Genomic DNA, 19,559 nt, shown 5'->3' on the forward strand with positions numbered 1-19,559 from the left:
CAGGGCATTTCGTAATCTTGATTTGGGCTGCATTTCTGCCGATAAGCAAAGTAGATGGCACGCGTTCGAAACATGATGGCGTCGGCAGCATTCGTAGCAATGCTCGTCTTCTCGGTCGCGCTGGTGGCCGGGTTTTTCGGAACGCTGCATCCGGCCTTCGATTCCTTCGCTCATTTCCGCGTTCATCTTGCCGTGCTGATGGCGCTTTGCGCGCTGCCGCTGCTGGCGACCTCGTTTCGCCTGGAGGCGGCCACAGCGCTGCTCTTTGCGGTGGCTGCCTTTGCCACCACCTCGAACGCCCTGTCGGTGCCCCGACTGTGGCCGGTCCAGGCAGCCTACGAAGCCGAGGCCGGCGATCAGGCGGTCTACCGCCTGCTGCAGATGAATCTGCGGTTCAACAATCCAACGCCTGAAAAAGTCCTGTCGCTGATCGGCCGGACCCAGCCTGATGTGATCACCCTCAACGAGGTGTCCGACATGTGGGAGGCGAAGCTTGGCCCTCTCGCCAGCGCCTACCCCCACCGGATCTTCTGCCCCTACCCCAATGGCGTGTTCGGCGTTGCGCTGCTGTCCAGACGGCCGTTTGCCGCCGGCACGCAACCGCGCTGCGATGGCCGCGGTGCGATGGCCATCGCGACGGTCGATTTCGGCGGAACCGACGTCGACGTCGCCGCCATGCACCTCACCTGGCCATGGCCGCGCAACCAGTCACGGCAGATCGGCGGATTGTCGGGCGAACTCGCCTCGCTTGGCGAGACATCGATCATGGCATGCGACTGCAATGCAGTGCCGTGGAGCGCCGCCGTCCGGCGCGTCGCAGACATCGGCAAGCTGACCGTGGTGCCTTCGCCGGGGCCGACCTGGCTCTATATCGAGTTGCCTGATTTCCTTCGCTTCGCCGGACTGCCGATCGACCAGGTTTTCAGCAAGGGCGCGGTTCTCATCCATTCGGTGTCGAGGTTGGAAGACACAGGCTCCGACCATCTTCCGGTGATGGTGGAATTCTCGCTCAGGCCGGAAGAGAAAAAGCCGGTCGACGAACATGAAACCGCGACCGCATCCGTGAGACAGAACGGCAGGACTCGAAGCTGAGCGCCTAGCGCTTGCGCACCAGGGCACGAATGAGGTGCTCGACATGGCCGCCGTCGCGATGCTCGCGCGCGTCGAAGGCATTCTGTTTCGCCTCGTATTCGGCATAGACGGCCTTGATCCGGCGCCTCGCCTCGCGGTGTGTCTTGCTGCAAGCCCAGTTGTCGGCGAACTTCAGTCCTGTGATCGATTTCTCGGTGGCCCGCATCATTGTCCTGGCGATGCGGCCGTGGCTATGCTCATGGGCTTGAACGCCCGCGAAAAACCGCTTCCAGCGCTTCTGGAGCGCCGGCGTCGCGGGTGATGCCATGCGAGGTAAGGTGTAGGTGAGATCGAGGGTCCCGTTGGCCTGCCGCAGCCGGCAGACACCACCCTCCCTGCTAACCTCAAGGCCCCAATTTACGGTATAGGCGGTCAGCGCGATGGCGTGCGTCATGAAGCCATGCCTCTTCGGACCCTTACGGTCCATGGCCTCGATCAGGGCGGCGCCCGTGGTTCCTGATATCTCGTAGGTCCGGGTCTTGACCAGCACCTTCGTGTCAGCCGATGCCGACGGTGCGAAGCCGCACAAGGCGCCAATCGCCGCAAGGCACGTCAGAACCGCCAGGCGCATGGTCATTCCTCCGGGTCAGGAGGGAATGGAACCACAAGCGCCGCGCCGCTTCAATGTTTTTTAGAGGCCGCAAATATAATGGGCCTTTACGGGCGTTCATTTTGGTCGACGTCGAGACGGCCGACGCGGCCGTTCTGACGCTACATGTTCTGGTAGACGGGTCCCTCTCCACCTTGTGGCGGCACCCAGGTTATGTTTCGGTTCGGGTCCTTGATGTCGCAAGTCTTGCAGTGGACGCAGTTCTGCGCGTTGATGACGAAGCGCACGTCCTTCGCCTCGGGATCGGCGGCGGCGTTGCCATCCTTGTCGACCCATTCGTAGACGCTGGCCGGGCAGTAGCGTGTCGAAGGCCCGGCATAGACATCGTGCTCGGAACGCTGCTGCAGATCCATATTGGCAACCAGCAGGTGGACAGGCTCGTTTTCCTCGTGGTTGGTGTTGGAGAGAAACACCGAGGACAGGCGGTCGAAGGTGAGCACGCCGTCCGGCTTCGGATAGGCGATCTTCTTATGCTTGGCCGCCGGCTCCAGCGTCGCATAATCGGCCTTGCCGTGCTTCAGCGTGCCGAAAGGCGAGAAGCCGAACAGCGTGTTCAGCCACATGTCGAGGCCGCCAATGCCGACGCCGACGACGGTGCCGAAGCGCGACCACAATGGCTTGACATTGCGGACCTTCTTCAAATCCTTGCCGATGTCGGTTGCCCGCCATGCCGCCTCGTAAGAAGCCAGTTCGTCGTTGGCACGGCCGGCGCCGATCGCCTCGGCGACATGCTCGGCCGCCAGCATTCCCGAGAGCACCGCATTGTGCGAGCCTTTGATGCGCGGCACGTTGACGAAACCGGCAGCACACCCCATCAGCGCGCCCCCGGGGAAGGACAGTTTCGGCACCGACTGCCAGCCGCCCTCGGTGATGGCACGGGCGCCATAACCCAGTCGCTTGCCGCCCTCGAATGTGCCCTTGATCGCCGGATGGGTCTTGAAGCGCTGGAACTCGTCGAAAGGCGACAGATAGGGGTTCTTGTAGTTGAGGTGGACGACGAAGCCGACCGCCACCTGGTTGTCCTCCAGATGGTAGAGGAAGGAGCCGCCGCCGGTCTTCACGTCGAGCGGCCAGCCGAAGGAATGCTGGACAAGGCCTGGCCGGTGGTTCTCCGGCTTGACCTGCCAGAGCTCCTTGAGGCCGATGCCGTATTTGCCGGGCTCACGGCCGTCGGAAAGATGGTATTTGGCGATCAGCTGCTTGGCCAGCGAGCCGCGCGCGCCCTCGCCGATCAGCACATACTTGCCCATCAGCGCCATGCCCGGCGCGAAGCCCGGGCCATGCGTGCCGTCCTTCTCGACGCCCATATCGCCGGTGACAACGCCGGTGACCGCGCCCTCGTCACTGTAGATGAGGCCCACGGCGGCAAAGCCCGGATAGACCTCGACGCCCAGCGCCTCGGCCTTGGTCGCCAGCCAGCGGCAGACATTGCCGAGCGAAACGATGTAGTTGCCGTGATTGTTCATCAGCGGCGGCATCAGGATGTTAGGCAGACGGAACGAACCGGCGGGGCCGAGGACCAGGAAATGATCTGCCGTGACCGGCGTCTTGAACGGATGTCCCTCTTCGTCACGCCAGCCCGGCAACAGCCGGTCGATACCGATCGGATCGACGACGGCGCCGGACAGGATGTGGGCGCCGACTTCGCCGCCCTTTTCAAGGACGACGACGGAAAGCTCGGGATTGACCTGCTTGAGACGGATCGCGGCGGCGAGGCCGGCTGGGCCGGCGCCGACGATCACCACGTCGAATTCCATGCTTTCGCGTTCGATCTCGCTCATCAACCCCTCACTGGCTGCCGCATTTGCGCATCTTGCTGGCTTATCCGCTGCATAGCGCATCAATTCGCGACGCGAAACCGGCGCTGACGTGACAATGCCGATTTCGTCAAAAAGTCGCGCATCGTACTACAAAATCGCGGGTTGCGGTCCACCGGAACATCGATCCGGGCCAAGCCGTTCCAACAAGCCATTCCAAGGAGAGCCGTCGCCCTGACGTTTTTAATTGTTCGACGGCTTGCTTATCGGCCATACTTCGCGCCATGCGCACTCCTGGGCCATCCGGCTTTTCATCGACGCGCTTTTCCTCGCCCGGACGGATTTGCCGGGCGCTTGTTTTGGCCCTGTGGCCGCTGGCGCCCATTGGCGCCCATGCCGAGCCGCAGAGGGTCTGGGCGGCCGGAGCCTACTCCTTTTCCGACGAGCTAGGCGGCTTTCGCATCACCAGCGCCTCGGGCATCGGGACAAAGGAGGACCCGCTTGTCATCACCGAAGAGCTGAATTCGGCAACACCGGTGACATTGACTATCCGCACGACAAAACCGATCCAGCCCTTCGGCACCGCAGGCCAATTTGCCAACGGCCTCATGTATATGCGCATCGACGTGCTCAACAACAGCGGTCAGGCCTGGGTCGAGTTTCAGTTCGAGCTCCAGGAGGTGCTCCACCGGCCGAGCGTGTTCGGCGACGGCCTGTCATTCGACCAGCGCAACAAGACGCCTGACAACATCTGGTCGAGCAGCTTTGCCGATTTCGATCGCGACTTCGAACCCTATGACCGGCTGCTGTTCAAGAGCGGCAAGATCGACCCGCTGAAGACGGCAAAATTCGATTACCTGATCACCGACTACACACCGCGCTGGACGTTCTATCTGGTGCAGGATCCGCGTATACCGTCGAGCTAAGAATCTTTGTTTTCATCATGTCGTTGTGCCAAAACCGCTGCGCGCTTTTGGGCGACATGCATTACTTGCAAATTGCCGCCGAGCGACGGAATGTGAAAGTATGACTGCCGTTTCCCGAGACGACCGACCAGATATCGCCGACCTGCTGGCCTTCTACGCCAGCGCCGGCGTCGATGACGCGCTCGAAGAGGAGCCGCTGAACAGGTTTGCTGAGGCTGCGTCAAAGCCGGCTGAGCGGGCGCCGGCGACAGTTACGCCAACCGGTGGAAGCGCCACACTGCCACGCTCGACAAGCGTGTCACGCGCCGAGATGAGCGAAATGCCGGGTGCGGCATCGGTAGCACGCGCACAGTCTGCCACCGCGACCGTGCCCGACGAGCAGCAAGCGACATTGGCTCGCCAATTGGCGATGAGGGCGGCGACCCTGGACGAGCTTCGCCAGCACATGGCGGCATTCGACGGCTGCAATCTCAAATTCACCGCCAAGAACCTGGTGTTCGCCGACGGCAATCCGAATGCTGCGGTGATGCTGGTCGGCGAGGCGCCCGGCCGCGATGAGGATATCGAGGGATTGCCGTTCGTCGGCCGCTCGGGCCGGCTGCTCGACCGGATGCTGGCCGCGATCGGCCTCGACCGGACGTCGGCCTACATCGCCAATGTCATCCCCTGGCGGCCGCCGGGCAACCGCACGCCGACGCCGCACGAGACCGAGATCTGCCGGCCGTTCATCGAACGGCAGATCGAGCTGGTCAATCCCAAGGTGCTGGTCAATTTAGGCGGCCCTTCGGCCAAGACCCTTCTCAACACAACCGAGGGTATACTGCGGCTACGCGGCAATTGGCGCGTCCACACAACCGCCTCCGGCACTGCCATTCCCGCCATGCCGACCCTTCACCCGGCCTATCTCTTGAGAACCCCCGCGCACAAGAAGCTGGCGTGGCGGGATTTTCTTGAGGTGAAAGCGAAGCTGCGGGCGCTGGGTTGACGACCAGGCGCAGCTTCCCTTCTCCCCTTGGGGCGGTCCCCTTGTGGGAGAAGGAAAGGGCGTCATCCATAACCTCCCCGGTAATTGAAATACATCTGCTGCCGGCCTAGTCATGCGCTCATGACAGCAACCCAGACTTCCGCCGGTAGCCTCATTCGCGAATGGCGCACGCGCCGGCGCATGAGCCAGCTCGATCTCGCCATGGAAGCCGAAATCTCACAGCGGCATCTGAGCTTCGTGGAAAGCGGTCGCGCGGCACCCTCGCGCGACATGGTGCTGCATCTGGCCGAGCAGCTGTCGATCCCGCTGAGGCAGCGCAACCAACTCCTGCTGGCCGCGGGCTTTGCCCCTAGCTTCAGCGAGCGTTCGCTCACCGATGTTTCACTGGCGCCGGCGATGGCGGCCGTCGAGATCGTGCTCAAGGGGCACGAACCCTTCCCGGCGCTCGCTGTCGACCGGCACTGGAACCTGGTATCGGCGAACGCCGCCATCGGCCCGTTCCTTGCCGATGTCGCCGAGCCCTCCTTGCTGAAGCCGCCGGTCAACGTGCTGCGACTCAGCCTGCACCCAGGTGGCGTCGCGCCGCGCATCGTCAACCTGGCCGAATGGCGCGCGCATCTTCTTGACCGGTTGAAACACCAGAACGACGCCTCAGGCGACCCGGTTCTGATCGAACTGGAACGCGAGCTTCGGACCTATCCGTCCGGCCTGAACGGTACACGGCCGGTTCCGGTCGAGCCAAACGCCATCGTGCACCCGCTGCGGCTTGCCCATGGCGATGCCGTGCTGTCGTTCATCAGCACCATCACCGTGTTCGGCACGCCGCTCGACGTGACGCTGTCGGAACTGGCGATCGAATCCTTTTTCCCCGCTGATGAGCAGACAAGGACCGTGCTGGTGCGATTGGCGAAGGAGCGGGGCGAGCCGTCCTGATCATCCTTGCGGCGGCGTCGCCTGGCGGGTGCGGGCACGTTCGAGGCCAAGCTGGCGCTCGCGCCAGATGATGAAGATGCCGGCGGCAACGACGATCAGGCCGCCGACAAGCATGTGAACCGTCGGGACGTCGCCGAAGGCGAGATAGCCGACGGCTATGCCAAGCAGCATCGACGTATATTCGAAGGGCGCCACGACCGAGGCCTCGGCGTGGCGATAGGCGGCCGTCATCAGAATCTGAGCGAGCCCGCCGCAAAAGCCCGCAGCTATGAGAAGACCCGCCTGCGCCGGTGTCAGCGCCTGCCAGCCGAACGGCAGCGAAAGCAACGCCACGACGCTCGCCGTCACCGAAAACCACAGCACGATGGTTGCCGTCGGTTCGCTCTGGACGAGATTGCGCACCAGCAGCATGGCGACGGCCGAGATCGCTGCCGCGACCAGGGCGGCGATGACGCCGAGCACCTCCTGATCGCCGAGTGCAGCGCCCGAACCAAGCAGCGTCAGTTCCGGCCATGAGATGACCAGCACCCCGACCAGTCCGACCGCAACCGCGCTCCAGCGATAGACGCGGATTGCTTCGCCGAGGAAGATCGAACTGAACACCACCACCAGCAGCGGTTGTGCGTAGTTCAGCGTGATCGCCTCGGGAAGCGGCAGCCGTGTCAGCGCAAAGAAGCCGAGGCCCATGGCGCAGACGCCGACAACGCCGCGCGCAATATGGTTGAGCGGACGTTTGGTCGAGAACGCCGTGCCAAGCTTTCCCTGGAAGGCCAGTAAGACGATGATCGGAAAGATGGCGAAGAAGGAGCGGAAGAACACGATCTGGCCAGCCGGCACCGTGCCCGCCGCCTTGATGCAGGACGACATGCCGACAAAGACCGCCACCGACACGATCTTGAGCATGATCCCGGTCAGCGTGTTGTGCGCGCCGGGATGATCCGCCGGGTTCACTTAGCAGCTGCTTCCTGGATCGCTGCCCAGATGCGCGCCGGCGTTGCCGGCATGTCGATATGCCTGATGCCGTAGGCGCGATAGAGCGCATCCGTCACCGCGTTGAGCGCGGCAGGCGTCGCTCCGATCGTGCCGGCCTCGCCGGCGCCCTTGATGCCAAGTGCATTGGTGGTCGAGGACACGTTGCGGGTCTCGAAATGGAAGAACGGCAAATCGTCGGCGCGCGGCATGGCGTAGTCCATGAAGCTTGCCGTCAACAGCTGCCCGTCCTCGTCATAGACCGTGTTCTCGGTCAGCGCCTGGCCGATGCCCTGGACGACGCCGCCATGCACTTGGCCGGCCAGCAGGATCGGATTCACGGTGACGCCGAAATCGTCGACGATCGTATAGCGGACAACCTTCGTCATGCCGGTGTCGGGATCGATCTCCACCTCGCAGATGTGGGTGCCGTTCGGATAGGTGCATTCGTCCTGCACGAATTCGCCAAAGCCCTTGAGATCGTCCGGGTTCTTGGCGGCCTTCGCGATGCTCGAAAAATCGATCATGCGGTCGGTGCCGACGATGCGGGCAACGCCGTTGGACAGTTCGATGTCGCCGGCCGAGGCTTCCAGCTCATCCGCTGCGATGCGCTTGATCTTGTTGGCCAGATCCTCGCCCGCGCGAGACGCTGATACGCCGCCAAGGGGAATGGAGCGCGAGCCGCCGGTGCCGCCGCCGGCCTTCAGCTCGTCGGTGTCGCCCTGGCGGACATGGATCTTGTCGATGTCGAGATGTAGCTTTTCCGAGAGGAACTGCGCATAGGCGGTCGCATGCCCCTGCCCGTTGGTCTGGGTGCCGATCTTCAGCGTCACGGTGCCGTCGCCGTTCAGTTCGACAAAGGCCGGTTCAGAGCCCGGAAAGGCGCAGGCCTCGATATAGGTCGCCATGCCGATGCCGCGGATTTTTCCGGCCGCCTTCGACTGCGCCAGCCGCTCCGGAAACACCTGCCACTCCGCCTGTTCGATGGCGCGGTCCATATGGCCTGCGAATTCGCCGGTATCATAGAGGCGGTCGGTCTGCGTGCGGTAAGGGAACTGCTCGGGTTTGATGAAATTGCGCCGGCGGATCTCTTCGACGGGCAAGCCCAGATCGTGGGCGCAGGCGTCGACGAGCTTTTCCAGTAGGAATGCTGCTTCCGGACGGCCGGCGCCGCGATAGGCGTCGACCGGGCAGGTATTGGTGTAGAGGCCGGTCACCGAGACATCGAGCGCCTGGATGTCGTAGACGCCGGTCGACATGGTGACGCCGATATAGGGGATGAACGGGCCGTATTGCGAGACATAGGCGCCGATATTGGCGAGGAGATCGACCTTCATGCCGAGGAAGCGGCCGTCCATATCCATGGCCATCTCGGCGGTCACGACATTGTCGCGGCCTTGCGCATCGGTGAGGAAATGCTCGGTGCGGTCGCCGGCCCATTTCACCGGGCGGCCAAGACGCCTGGCGGCCTCGAGTACCAGCGGATGCTCGCGATAGACGAAGCTTTTCGGCCCGAAGCCGCCGCCGACATCCGGCGTGATGACGCGCAGCTGGTTCTTCTTGATCTTGAACACGTCGGCCAGGATGTACTGCATGGAATGCACGCCCTGCGAGCCCGTGGTCAGCACGAAGCGGTTCTCTTGCGTGTTCCATTCGCCGATCGCCGAGCGCGGCTCAATGTAGTTGCAGACCAGCCGGTTGTTGATGAATTCGATGCGGGTGACATGCGCCGCCCTGGCGAATGCCGCGGCGATCTTCGCCTTGTCGCCGATGTGGTAGCTGAAGGCACGGTTGGAGCCGAGTTCCGGCCAGACCAGCGGCGTGCCTTCGTCAAGCGCCGTGGCGGTGCCGGACGCGGCATCCTCGCCCTCGTAATCGACCTCGATCAATTCGGCCGCGTCCTGCGCCAGCGCGCGGCTGTCGGCGACGACGAAGGCGACGGCGTCGCCGACATAATTGACGCGGTCGCGGCAAAGGACCGGAATATCGCGGGTCGGCGCCTTGGTGCCGTCCGGCTGCCTCTGCATGACGCCGGATTTCAGCTTGCCGAGATGAGCAACATCCGCACCGGTCAGCACCAGATGGACGCCAGGTGCTGCCTTGGCCGCCTCGGTCGAACCGACGGTGAAGCTTGCCTTGGCCACCGGCGAGCGCAGGACGTAGCCGTGCAGGAGACCGGCCGGCTGGATGTCGTCCGTGTAGCGACCGAGACCCTTGAGGAAGGCTTGGTCCTCGCGACGCAGCACAGAGGCGCCCATGCCGAATTTCGGTGTGACGACGGTCATGGATACCTCGCGATGATGATTGGAAAACGAGTGCCTGAAATAGGCGCTGCGCCAGTTTTGTCGAGTGACGGTTTCGTGTAAAGAGCGCGGGCTTCAAATTTCTTGGACCAGCGGACTCACATGCCGCTGCGGGAATCGACAGGAAACCTCACGGAATGCGCACGGACACCGGCCAGGTCTTCAGGCTCGAAGACTATCGCCCCACCGACTATCTCATTCCGGAAACCGGCCTGACTTTCCGCCTGTCACCAGAAGCCACGCGCGTCATCGCCGTGCTGACGGTCGAACGCCGCGACGGCATAGCGGCGTCAGTGCCGCTGGTGCTGGACGGCGATGGGCTGACGCTCAGCCGCATCGCAATCGACGGCCGGACACTCGCGCCGACTGATTTTTTTGCCACGCCCGATCAACTGACGATCACCAGGCCGCCCGCAACACCCCGCTTCCAGCTCCTGATCGAAACCGAGTTGGCGCCGGCGCACAACGAAGCGCTGATGGGCCTCTATCGCTCCAGCAACGTCTATTGCACGCAATGCGAGGCCGAGGGCTTTCGGCGCATCACCTATTTTCTCGATCGCCCCGATATCCTGTCCGTCTATACGGTGCGCATCGAGGCGCGGCACCACGAGGCGCCGCTGCTTCTTTCCAACGGCAACCCGGTGGGCAGCGGCGAACTTGCCGACGGCTGGCACTATGCGATCTGGCACGACCCCTTCCCCAAGCCGTCCTATCTGTTCGCCCTGGTGGCGGGCGCTCTCGGCAAGGTCGCTGACAGCTTCGTCACGTTGTCCGGCCACGAGGTCGAACTCGGCATCTATGTCGAGCCGGGCAAGGAGCGGCTCGCCGGCTATGCTATGGACGCCCTGAAACGGTCGATGAAATGGGACGAGGAGGCGTTCGGCCGCGAATACGACCTCGACGTCTTCAACATAGTCGCCGTGTCCGACTTCAACATGGGCGCGATGGAGAACAAGGGCCTCAACATCTTCAACGACAAGTATGTGCTGGCCGATCAGGAGACCGCAACGGACGCCGATTTCGCCAATATCGAGGCGATCATCGCGCATGAGTATTTCCACAATTGGACCGGCAACAGAATCACTTGCCGCGACTGGTTCCAGCTTTGCCTGAAGGAAGGGCTGACGGTTTTCCGCGATCACGAATTCTCCGCCGACCAACGCTCGCGAGCGGTGAAACGCATTGCCGAAGTGCGCACGCTGCGGGCGCATCAGTTTCCCGAAGACCAGGGACCGCTGGCGCATCCGGTGCGACCGCGCCGCTACCGCGAGATCAACAATTTCTACACGGCCACGGTCTACGAAAAGGGCTCGGAAGTGGTGCGCATGATCCGCACCATTCTCGGCAGCGAGACGTTCCGGGCCGGCATGGATCTCTATTTCGAGCGCCACGACGGCGAGGCTGCGACGATCGAGGACTTCATCAAGGTGTTCGAGGATGTGTCCGGCCGCGACCTCTCGCAATTTTCGCTCTGGTACCATCAGGCGGGCACGCCCAATCTGACGATCAGTTCGACGTACAATCCGGCAGCCCAGGAATTCATGCTCGAGATCGAGCAGTCGGTACCGCCAACGCCGTCCGAAAGCCGCAAGCGGCTGATGCATATTCCGCTGACCTTTAGCCTGGTCGGCGCCGACGGCAAAGCGATAGCCTATAGCGGCGTCGAGGGCGCCAGCGTCGAGGACGGCGTCATCCATATCCGCAAGCGCCGGCACATGGTGCGCTTCTCGGGCGTTGGCGAGCGCCCGGCGATGTCGCTTAACCGCGGCTTCTCCGCGCCGGTGACGCTTTCCGTCGAGCAGAAGGCCGACGATCAGTTCTTCCTTGCCGGCCATGACAACGATACCTTCTCGCGATGGCAGGCGTTCAACACGCTCTTGACCGACGCGCTGATTGCAGCCTTCCGCCAGGTGCTTGGCGGCGAGCGGCCCAGTTTCGCGTCACGGTTGACCGAGCTTGCCGGCAAGATAGGCGGCGACGAGACACTCGAACTGGCCTATCGGGCGCTGGCTCTGGCGCTTCCGAGCGAAGCCGATATCGCCCGCGACATAGGCAAGAACATCGACCCCGATGCCATCTTCTCGGCCCGCGAGGCGCTGACGGTCGCGATCGCCGAGGCTAACCGCGAGATATTCTCCGACCTCTACGGTCGACTGGCCGACCAGGACGCTTTCAGTCCTGATGCGGCGAGCGCCGGACGCCGGGCGCTGCGCAACATCCTCCTCGACTATCTCTCGCTGCTGCCGGGAGGTGCGGCGCTTGCGGCCCGGCACTTCCAGTCCGCGACCAACATGACGGACCGTGCCGCCGCACTCACCGTGCTTGCGCTCCGCCACCGCGGTTCGCCCGAGACGGTCAAGGCGCTGGCCGACTTCGAAGCGAAATATGCGACCGATCCGCTGGTGATGGACAAATGGTTCCAGATCCAGGCCAGCGTGCCGGGCCCGCAAACCATTCGTGCGGTGCGCGCCCTCACCGGCCACCCGGCCTTCTCGATGGCCAATCCGAACCGGGTGCGCTCGCTCGTCGGCACGTTTTCCAGCGCCAACCAGACCGGCTTCCATCGCGCCGACGGCGAAGGCTACCGGTTTTTCGCCGAAACGGTCCTGCAGGTCGAAAAGCGCAACCCGCAGCTGGCTGCCAGGCTGGCGACGGCACTCAGATCATGGCGCTCGCTCGAACCTGCCCGGCAGGCCAAGGCAAGGGAAGCGCTGCTTTCGATTGCCAAGACCGAGAACCTGTCGGCCGATTTGCGGGATATTGTCGAGCGCACGCTGGCGTAGGCGTCCTTTCCTTCTCCCCTTGTAGGAGAAGGTGGATCGGCGCGTAGCGCCGAGACGGTTGAGGGGTGTTGGACGGAGTGCCGTAGGTGCCAAGCTGGAGCACCCCTCATCCGACCGAACTTCGCTCGGCCACCTTCTCCCACAAGGGGAGAAGGGAAGACCGCTCATAAAGCCATTATTTTAGTCGATTTTTAATCTTTTTTCGCCGCGCCTCTGGACAAGGCGAATCACCTTTGATTCTTTAGCTGAAGATTCGGAAGTGCGGCGTCGCCGGATCGTCAAGCAGATTTAAAATCGGGGAGAGCCATTTATGGCGAAGGCGGACGCGTGGGGCGCGCCCGGAAAGACGGCTTTTGAGCGGCGTGAGGCGAGAAGCGATGGTCTCGCCGGCAACGCGCGGCTCATCGCCGAACCCGCCTACCGACGGCTTCTGGCAGCCGAGCCATTGTTGCGCCGATCGATACCGGCCCTCATCATCATTTTCCTGGTCGTCATCGCGGCGCTGCGGTTCCTGTCGCTGATGAACGAACGTGACGACGTGGAACGCGACGCCAAGGCGATCCTTTCGCTCGCGGCGGGCCAACTGGCCAGTTCGATTAGCGTCGATGCGAACTTGGCCTCAACGCCTGGCGCGACGCAGGACCTGTTGGAGGGCATCAGCCGTCAGGGCGCGATGGGCCGAAGCCATGTGCTTGCGGTCACCGACAGCGCGTTCAAGATCGTTGCCGTGACACCGCAATCGACGGGCTGGGAAGGGCGGTCGCTCGACGCCATCGCCCAGGGCGGTCAGCCGCTGTTCATGTTCGGCGACCGCGCCGGGGTGATGGAGGTCAGAATCGGCGGCCAGGACTGGTATGCGGCGGTGAGCCTGACAAACGGCAGGAACGGCGCTGCCGCAGCGCTCGTTCCGCAGGAAGCGGTCTTCGACACGTGGCGCAAGACCGTTTCGCTCAACGTCACGCTGTTCGTGCTGACAGCCGGCGTGCTGATCGTCATCCTCTACGCCTATTTCGGCCAGGCGGCGCGCGCCCAGGCCGCCGACCGCATTTATCTCGAAGCGCACCAGCGCATCGATATGGCGCTGGTGCGCGGCCGCTGCGGCCTGTGGGACTGGGACATGGTGCGCGGCAAGATGTACTGGTCGCGCTCGATGTACGACATGCTGGGCTATGAGCCCTGCGACACAATGCTGTCGTTCGGCGAGGTCGACGAGATCATCCATCCCGAGGACGGCGACCTGTTCCAGCTCGCCAACAGGATCGTCGCACGCGAGATCGATCACATCGACCAGGTGTTCCGGATGCGCCATGCCGACGGACAATGGGTGTGGATGCGCGCAAGAGCGCAGGTGATCGACCCGGAAGCGCCGGAGATCCAGCTGATCGGCATCGCCGTTGATGTCACCGAGCAGCGGCACCTGGCGCTGCGCTCCGAGGCCGCGGATCTTCGCCTGCGAACGGCCATCGAAAACATCAACGAATCCTTCGTGCTCTGGGATTCCGCCCAGCGCCTGATCATGTGCAATTCCAAATACCAGCAGGACAACGGCCTGTCGGACCGCGACGTGATGCCGGGCGCCTCGCGCGCCGTTCTGGAAGATCGCATGCTTGCCTTCGCCTCGGAGCGCCGGCTTGCCAACACCAACGGGCAGCAAGGCGGCGTAACCTTCGAGCGGCAGCTTGCCGATGGCCGCTGGCTGCAGGTGAACGAATTGCGGACCAGGGACGGCGGCACCGTCTCGGTCGGCTCCGACATCACCCAGATCAAGCTGCACCAGGAGAAGCTGGTCGACAGCGAGCGCCGGCTGATGGCGACGATCCACGATCTCAGCCTTGCCCGCCGGGCTGAGGAAGAGCGGTCGCGCGAACTGGTCGATCTCAATCACAAATACATGAAGGAAACCGAGCGCGCCGAGGCCGCGAACCGAGCCAAATCCGAGTTCCTGGCCAACATGTCGCATGAATTGCGCACGCCGCTCAACGCGATCATCGGCTTCTCGGAGCTGATGGAACAGGCGCTATTCGGGCCCTTGGGTTCGCCGCGCTACGAGGAATACGCTACCGACATCAACGGCAGCGGCAAATATCTTCTGGGCGTCATCAACGACATCCTCGACATGTCGAAGATCGAGGCCGGCCAGTTCTCGATGGATCAGGAGGAAATCGACCTCTGCCCGCTGATGCGGGAAACGGTGCGCGTCATCTCGCTGCAGGCAGCGGAAAAGTCGATCACCGTCGAAACACGCATCCCTGACTCACTGACGCTGTTCGCCGACCGCCGGGCGATCAAGCAGATCATCATCAACCTCCTGTCGAACGCGGTGAAATTCACCGGCCAGGGCGGCCGCATCGCGGTAAGGGCCCGCAACACATCCAGCGCTCTGGTGCTGACGATCGAAGACAATGGCTGCGGCATCCCGAAGGAGGCGCTGAGCAAGCTCGGGCGGCCGTTCGAACAGGTGCAGAACCAGTTTTCCAAGAGCCATGCCGGTTCCGGCCTTGGCCTTGCCATCTCACGTTCGTTGGCCGAGCTTCAGGGCGGCGCTTTGAAAATCCGCTCAACCGAAGGCACCGGCACGATCGTGTCGGTGCGCATTCCGACCAGGAAGCCGACGCAGCCGGTCAGGGCCGCCGCCTGACCCTCTGTTGTCGTGAAGCGGTTGCAACTTTCGGGAACGCCGGAGGGACAGCGCCCCCGATGCAATTCGAAACAGCTGTTTGATGTTGCGACGTCATGACCGTTTCGCACGAAGCAAAAGGTCGAAATCCTTTCTGACCTTTTGCGAAGTCTCCTTGAGGTGCGCTTCCAGCACACCGAAATCCGGCAGGTCGGTGACCGCCAGAAGCAGATCCAAAAGCCCCGGCGGAACATCGTCCCGTTCGAACACGCCGGTGAGGCAGAGCCGCGTCATCTGGGTCAGCGCCAGATAAAGCGCATAGGCATCGCAAAGCTCCTGCCTGACTTGGGCCTCGGCGAAATCCGGCACCAGCCTCGACAGGACTTCCGCCGTCCCGGTGACCCGGCGGCCGGCTTCGACCTTTCCCGTGATCACCGCCACCTGCGCGATGAATTCGAGATCGATGAGACCGCCCGGGATCAGCTTGATGTCCCAGAGATCGCGCGGCGGCTTCTCCTTCTCGATCATCGCGCGCATTTCGGCCGCCTCGGCCATCACCTTGGCGCTGTCGCGCGGCAGGGCAAGCACCGCCGCCACCTCGGCCTCGACCTCGGTGCACAGCGCTTGATCGCCACCGATCGCGCGGGCCCTGGACAGCGCCATATGCTCCCATGTCCAGGCGTCCTTGCGCTGGTACTTCTTGAATGCATCGACATGGGTGGCCACCGGCCCCTTGTTGCCGGACGGCCGCAAGCGAAGGTCGAGCTCGTAGAGAACGCCCTCGGCGGTCGGCGCGGACACGGCTGATATCAGCCGCTGCGTCATCCTGGAGTAATAGTGGGATGGGGCGAGCGGCTTGTCGCCGTCGGATTCTTCGGCATCCGCATCGTGATCATAGAGGAGGATGAGGTCGACGTCTGAGCCGGCCGTCAATTCGCGGCTGCCGAGCTTGCCCATGCCGAGCAGCGCAACGGTGCCGCCGGCGATGCGACCGTGACGCAGCGCGAACTCGGCGATGACCGCCCGCAGCGCCGCGTCTATGGTGAGATCGGCCAGATCGGAAAAGGCACGGCCGGCGCGGGCCGGATCAATCGAGCCGGCAAGCAGCCTGACACCGATCAGGAATTTTTGCTCGGACGCAAAGATGCGCAAGCGGTCGAGCACGTCCTCATAGGCCCTGTCGCCATCGAGGAAGGCGCCGAGACGGCCGGACAGATAGGCGCGGTCCGGCAGCTCGGTCAAAAGGGCCGGATCCAACAGGCCATCGAACACGTGCGGCCGGCGCGTGATGATAGCGGCCAGCCGTGGGGCCGCGCCCATGATCGTCGCCAGCAGCTTCAGCAGAGCCGGATTGGACTGGAGCAGCGAGAAGAGCTGGATGCCGGCGGGCAGGCCGGCAAGGAATTCGTCGAAGCGTATCAACGCCTCGTCCGCCCGGCGCGTCTGACCGAAGGATTGCAGCAGCGCCGGCGTCAGTTCGGTCAACCGCTCGCGCGCCTCGGCCGACTGGGTGACGCGATAGCGGCCGAAATGCCAGCCGCGGATGACGCGGCAGATGTCGCTCGCCCGCTGGAACCCCAATCTCTGCAGGGTCTGCAACGTATCGGGGTCATCGACATCGCCGGTAAAGACCAGATTGCCGATGCCCGCCGAAAGCTCGGGCGCAGTTTCGAAGAGTGCTGCGTAGTGGCGTTCGACCTGGTGGAGTGCGGCGCGGAACGCCTCGGCAAAGGCCGCCGCATCGGCAAAGCCCAGAATGCGGGCAATGCGTTCGAGCTCTTCGTCATCTTCCGGCAGTACATGGATCTGCTCATCGGCGACCATCTGGACGGCATGCTCGACGCGGCGCAGGAACCAGTATTGCCGGGCGAGCGCGTCGCGCGCATCGGCCGTGATCCAGCCGCGTGCCGCAAGCTGGCCAAGCATCGGCACGGTCTCGCGGCCGCGCAGCTCGGGGAAGCGACCGCCGGCGATGAGCTGCTGGGTCTGGACGAAAAATTCGATCTCGCGAATGCCGCCGCGGCCGAGCTTGACGTTGTGGCCCTTCACCGCGATCTCACCAAGACCCTTGTGGGCGTGGATCTGGCGCTTGATCGAATGGACGTCGGCGATCGCCGCATAGTCCATGTATTTGCGCCAGATGTAGGGCTGGAGATCCTTCAGGAACGCAGCACCGGCATCAAGATCGCCGGCCACCGGACGCGCCTTGATCATGGCGGCGCGCTCCCAGTTCTGGCCGCGCGCCTCGTAGTAGCGCAGTGCCGCCTCGACCGGGATCGCCAGCGGCGTAGAACCGGGATCGGGACGAAGCCTGAGGTCGGTGCGGAAAACATAGCCGTGTTCGGTGCGATCCTGGAGAATGCGGACCAGCCGGCGCGTCAGGCGCGAAAACAGCTCCGTCGCATCGAGCGGGTCGACGACCGCAGACGCCTGCGGGTCGAAGAAAACGACGAGGTCGATGTCGGAGGAGAAGTTCAGCTCATGGGCGCCCAGCTTGCCCATGCCGAGCAGGATCCAGCCCGACCGGCGCGCCGGATCCTCGAGGTCCGGCAGTTTGAGCTTGCCTTGTCCGTGCGCGTCGCGAAGCAGGAAGTCGACGGCAGCGCGGGTGCAGGCGTCGGCAAGATCGCTCAGCCGCTGTACTGTGACTGCTGTTTCAGCCTCGCCTGCAAGGTCGGCCAGCGCGATCAGAACATGCGCTTTCGCTTTCCATTGCCGCAGCTCCATCATCAGGCTGTTTTCAGAGATGGCTTCCGCCCGCGCGGCCTTGTCGATGGCGGCGCCGATCGACGCTAGCCGGGCCACGACCGTCTCACCGAAAAGCGCGTCCAGGATCTGCGGGCGGCGGCGTACTGTGTCGCGGAGAAACGGCGACAGGTCGAACACTGCGGCGAGGAAATCCTGGACGGCGCCCTTGCCGGTGAGAAATTTCGCGAGCCGGGGAAGCCCGTCTTCCTGCGCAGCGGAAGCGATTTCCGACAATTCCCGCCTGGCGCGGTTCCGATCCAAGGGAACGAGCTTTGCCGCCGGCTTCAGAAGCCAGTTGGTCTGTTCCGCAGCCGCCCTCACCGCCATCAGCGATCCTCCCGTTCGGGAAAACTCATGACGACGGACAATCCGGGATCGGCGGGCAGGAGATCAAGCCGTCCGTTGTGGAATGTCATGATTGCCTTGGCGAGACTGAGGCCCAGGCCGGAGCCCGGCTGCGAGCGGCTCTTCTCCAGGCGCACGAAACGCTCGGTCGCCCTGGCGCGATCGGCATCGTCGGGAATGCCCTGGCCGTTGTCTGTGACGGAAAGCCTGATTTCGCTACCGACGCGATCGAGCGCCACGCGGACGGTCGGCTTGGCGGTCGAATCGGTCGAATATTTTATCGCGTTGTCGACGATGTTCGATAGCGCCTGGCCGATTAGCTCGCGATTGCCTTCGACGGCGAAGCCATCCTGCACCCAGGTCTCGAGTGTCACTCCCGCCTCCTCCGCCACCGGCTCGTAGAGCTCGACGACATCGCGCACGGACGCAGCCAGATCGACCCGGCTGGTGCTTTCTGAGGAATAGCCCGTCTCCAGCCTGGAGATCATCAGGATGGCGTTGAAGGTCTTTATCAGCTGGTCGGACTCGGCGATGGTCGCTTCCAGCGCCTGGCGGTAGTCGGTGGGGTTGTGCTTGCCGGAGAGCGTCGCTTCGGCGCGGTTGCGCAGCCGGGTCAGCGGCGTCTTCAGATCGTGGGCGATGTTGTCGGAGACCTGCTTCAGCCCTTCGTTCAGCGTGGCGATTCTGGCCAGCATGGAATTGAGATTTTCGGAGAGGCGATCGAACTCGTCGCCGGCGCCGGTGACCGGTAGCCGGCCGGAAAGGTCGCCGCCCATGATGCGGCGACTGGCCTCCGACACCGAGTCGATCCGCTTCAACGCCGCGCGTCCGACGAAGAACCAGATCAAGAATCCGCCAAGCGCCATCATCCCGAGCGCCAGCATCAAAGCGCGGCGGATGACGGCGCGGAACCGCTCCGGCTCGCCAAGATCGCGGCCGACGAGCATGATCATCTGGTTCGGCAGGCGCAGCACCAAGGCAATGGCGTTGTGGCCCTTCTCGCCTTCGACCTGGACTTCGCTCTGGCTGGGTTCGTTCGGGTCGGCGACCGGGTTGCGCTGCCGCTCGAGCTCGCCCTCGCCGAAGCGTCGGTAGGAAAACGGCTCCGTCGTCCAGCCCTCGGCCTCGAGAACGCCGGGCTCCAGGCTCTGCACGTTTCCGGTTAGGATCTGGCCGTTGGTGTCGGCGATCAAATAGAGATTGGCGCCGGGCTGGCGGGAGCGCTGCTCCACCACGCGGACCAGTAGCGGCAAGCCGCCGCGCTGGTAGGCCCGGGCGAGGCCGAGCACTTCGTCGTTGATAGTCTCCTGAGTCTGGCCGGTCAGCATGCGTGCCGACAGCGAGGTCATGTAGAAGACGAGCAGCACCGCACAGATGGCGAACAGCAGGAGATAGAGCGCCGAAAGCCGCGCTGCCGTCGTCTTCATGATGGCCGGCATGGAGAGAGCCATG

12 protein-coding genes are annotated in these 19,559 nt (G+C 63.6%); 6 read left to right on the forward strand and 6 right to left on the reverse strand.

From position 1 onward, the window contains the following. Nucleotides 1–54 precede the first annotated feature (54 nt). Complete coding sequence (locus tag IHQ72_RS26545; RefSeq protein ID WP_258118283.1) at nt 55–1,092, forward strand: endonuclease/exonuclease/phosphatase family protein; 1,038 nt, start codon at nt 55–57, stop codon at nt 1,090–1,092. A gap of 4 nt (nt 1,093–1,096) precedes the next feature. Here the strand turns inward: IHQ72_RS26545 and IHQ72_RS26550 are convergent, their stop codons facing one another. Continuing rightward, complete coding sequence (locus IHQ72_RS26550; protein ID WP_258118284.1) at nt 1,097–1,702, reverse strand: DUF922 domain-containing protein; 606 nt, start codon at nt 1,700–1,702, stop codon at nt 1,097–1,099. A 140-nt stretch (nt 1,703–1,842) separates the two neighbouring features. Further along, nucleotides 1,843–3,522 carry an electron transfer flavoprotein-ubiquinone oxidoreductase gene (locus tag IHQ72_RS26555; RefSeq protein WP_258118285.1) on the reverse strand — a complete coding sequence of 560 codons (1,680 nt, stop codon included), beginning with the start codon at nt 3,520–3,522 and terminating at the stop codon, nt 1,843–1,845. 260 nt (nt 3,523–3,782) lie between these two features. Between IHQ72_RS26555 and IHQ72_RS26560 the strand changes: the two genes are divergently transcribed. The 3 genes from IHQ72_RS26560 to IHQ72_RS26570 all read left to right on the forward strand — a co-directional run bounded on the left by IHQ72_RS26560 (nt 3,783) and on the right by IHQ72_RS26570 (nt 6,342). Continuing rightward, nucleotides 3,783–4,424: a hypothetical protein gene (locus IHQ72_RS26560; protein WP_258118286.1), complete on the forward strand. Its 642-nt coding sequence runs from the start codon at nt 3,783–3,785 to the stop codon at nt 4,422–4,424. Nucleotides 4,425–4,524: 100 nt separating this feature from the next. Beyond that, a complete protein-coding gene (locus tag IHQ72_RS26565; protein ID WP_258118288.1) occupies nt 4,525–5,409 on the forward strand; it encodes a uracil-DNA glycosylase in 885 nt (294 codons plus the stop codon). A 120-nt stretch (nt 5,410–5,529) separates the two neighbouring features. Next, nucleotides 5,530–6,342 carry a helix-turn-helix domain-containing protein gene (locus IHQ72_RS26570; RefSeq protein ID WP_258118290.1) on the forward strand — a complete coding sequence of 271 codons (813 nt, stop codon included), beginning with the start codon at nt 5,530–5,532 and terminating at the stop codon, nt 6,340–6,342. Here IHQ72_RS26570 and IHQ72_RS26575 read toward each other — a convergent pair whose 3' ends face one another. Beyond that, the gene (locus IHQ72_RS26575; RefSeq protein WP_258123937.1) at nt 6,343–7,245 is read right to left on the reverse strand and encodes a DMT family transporter; all 903 of its coding nucleotides are present in this window, start codon (nt 7,243–7,245) and stop codon (nt 6,343–6,345) included. 44 nt (nt 7,246–7,289) lie between these two features. Further along, on the reverse strand, nt 7,290–9,596 hold the full coding sequence (locus IHQ72_RS26580; RefSeq protein ID WP_258118292.1) for a xanthine dehydrogenase family protein molybdopterin-binding subunit: 2,307 nt from the start codon (nt 9,594–9,596) through the stop codon (nt 7,290–7,292). Between the two features lie 155 nt (nt 9,597–9,751). Between IHQ72_RS26580 and pepN the strand changes: the two genes are divergently transcribed. Both pepN and IHQ72_RS26590 read left to right on the forward strand, forming a co-directional pair. Continuing rightward, the gene (pepN, locus tag IHQ72_RS26585) at nt 9,752–12,397 is read left to right on the forward strand and encodes an aminopeptidase N (RefSeq protein ID WP_258118294.1); all 2,646 of its coding nucleotides are present in this window, start codon (nt 9,752–9,754) and stop codon (nt 12,395–12,397) included. A 310-nt stretch (nt 12,398–12,707) separates the two neighbouring features. Beyond that, nucleotides 12,708–15,035 (forward strand): PAS domain-containing sensor histidine kinase, encoded by a 2,328-nt coding sequence (locus tag IHQ72_RS26590; protein ID WP_258118295.1) that lies wholly within the window; start codon nt 12,708–12,710, stop codon nt 15,033–15,035. A 93-nt stretch (nt 15,036–15,128) separates the two neighbouring features. Here the strand turns inward: IHQ72_RS26590 and IHQ72_RS26595 are convergent, their stop codons facing one another. Together IHQ72_RS26595 and IHQ72_RS26600 are read right to left on the reverse strand one after the other, a co-directional pair. Beyond that, nucleotides 15,129–18,089: a bifunctional [glutamine synthetase] adenylyltransferase/[glutamine synthetase]-adenylyl-L-tyrosine phosphorylase gene (locus tag IHQ72_RS26595; protein ID WP_258118296.1), complete on the reverse strand. Its 2,961-nt coding sequence runs from the start codon at nt 18,087–18,089 to the stop codon at nt 15,129–15,131. Then, nucleotides 18,089–19,558, reverse strand: a complete 1,470-nt coding sequence (locus IHQ72_RS26600; RefSeq protein ID WP_258118297.1) for a sensor histidine kinase — start codon at nt 19,556–19,558, stop codon at nt 18,089–18,091. The genes IHQ72_RS26595 and IHQ72_RS26600 overlap by 1 nt, the downstream gene beginning before the upstream one ends. Between the last annotated feature and the right edge of the window lies 1 nt (nt 19,559).

The organism is Mesorhizobium onobrychidis (assembly GCF_024707545.1).
In the GTDB taxonomy this organism is placed as follows: Bacteria; Pseudomonadota; Alphaproteobacteria; order Rhizobiales; family Rhizobiaceae; genus Mesorhizobium; species Mesorhizobium onobrychidis.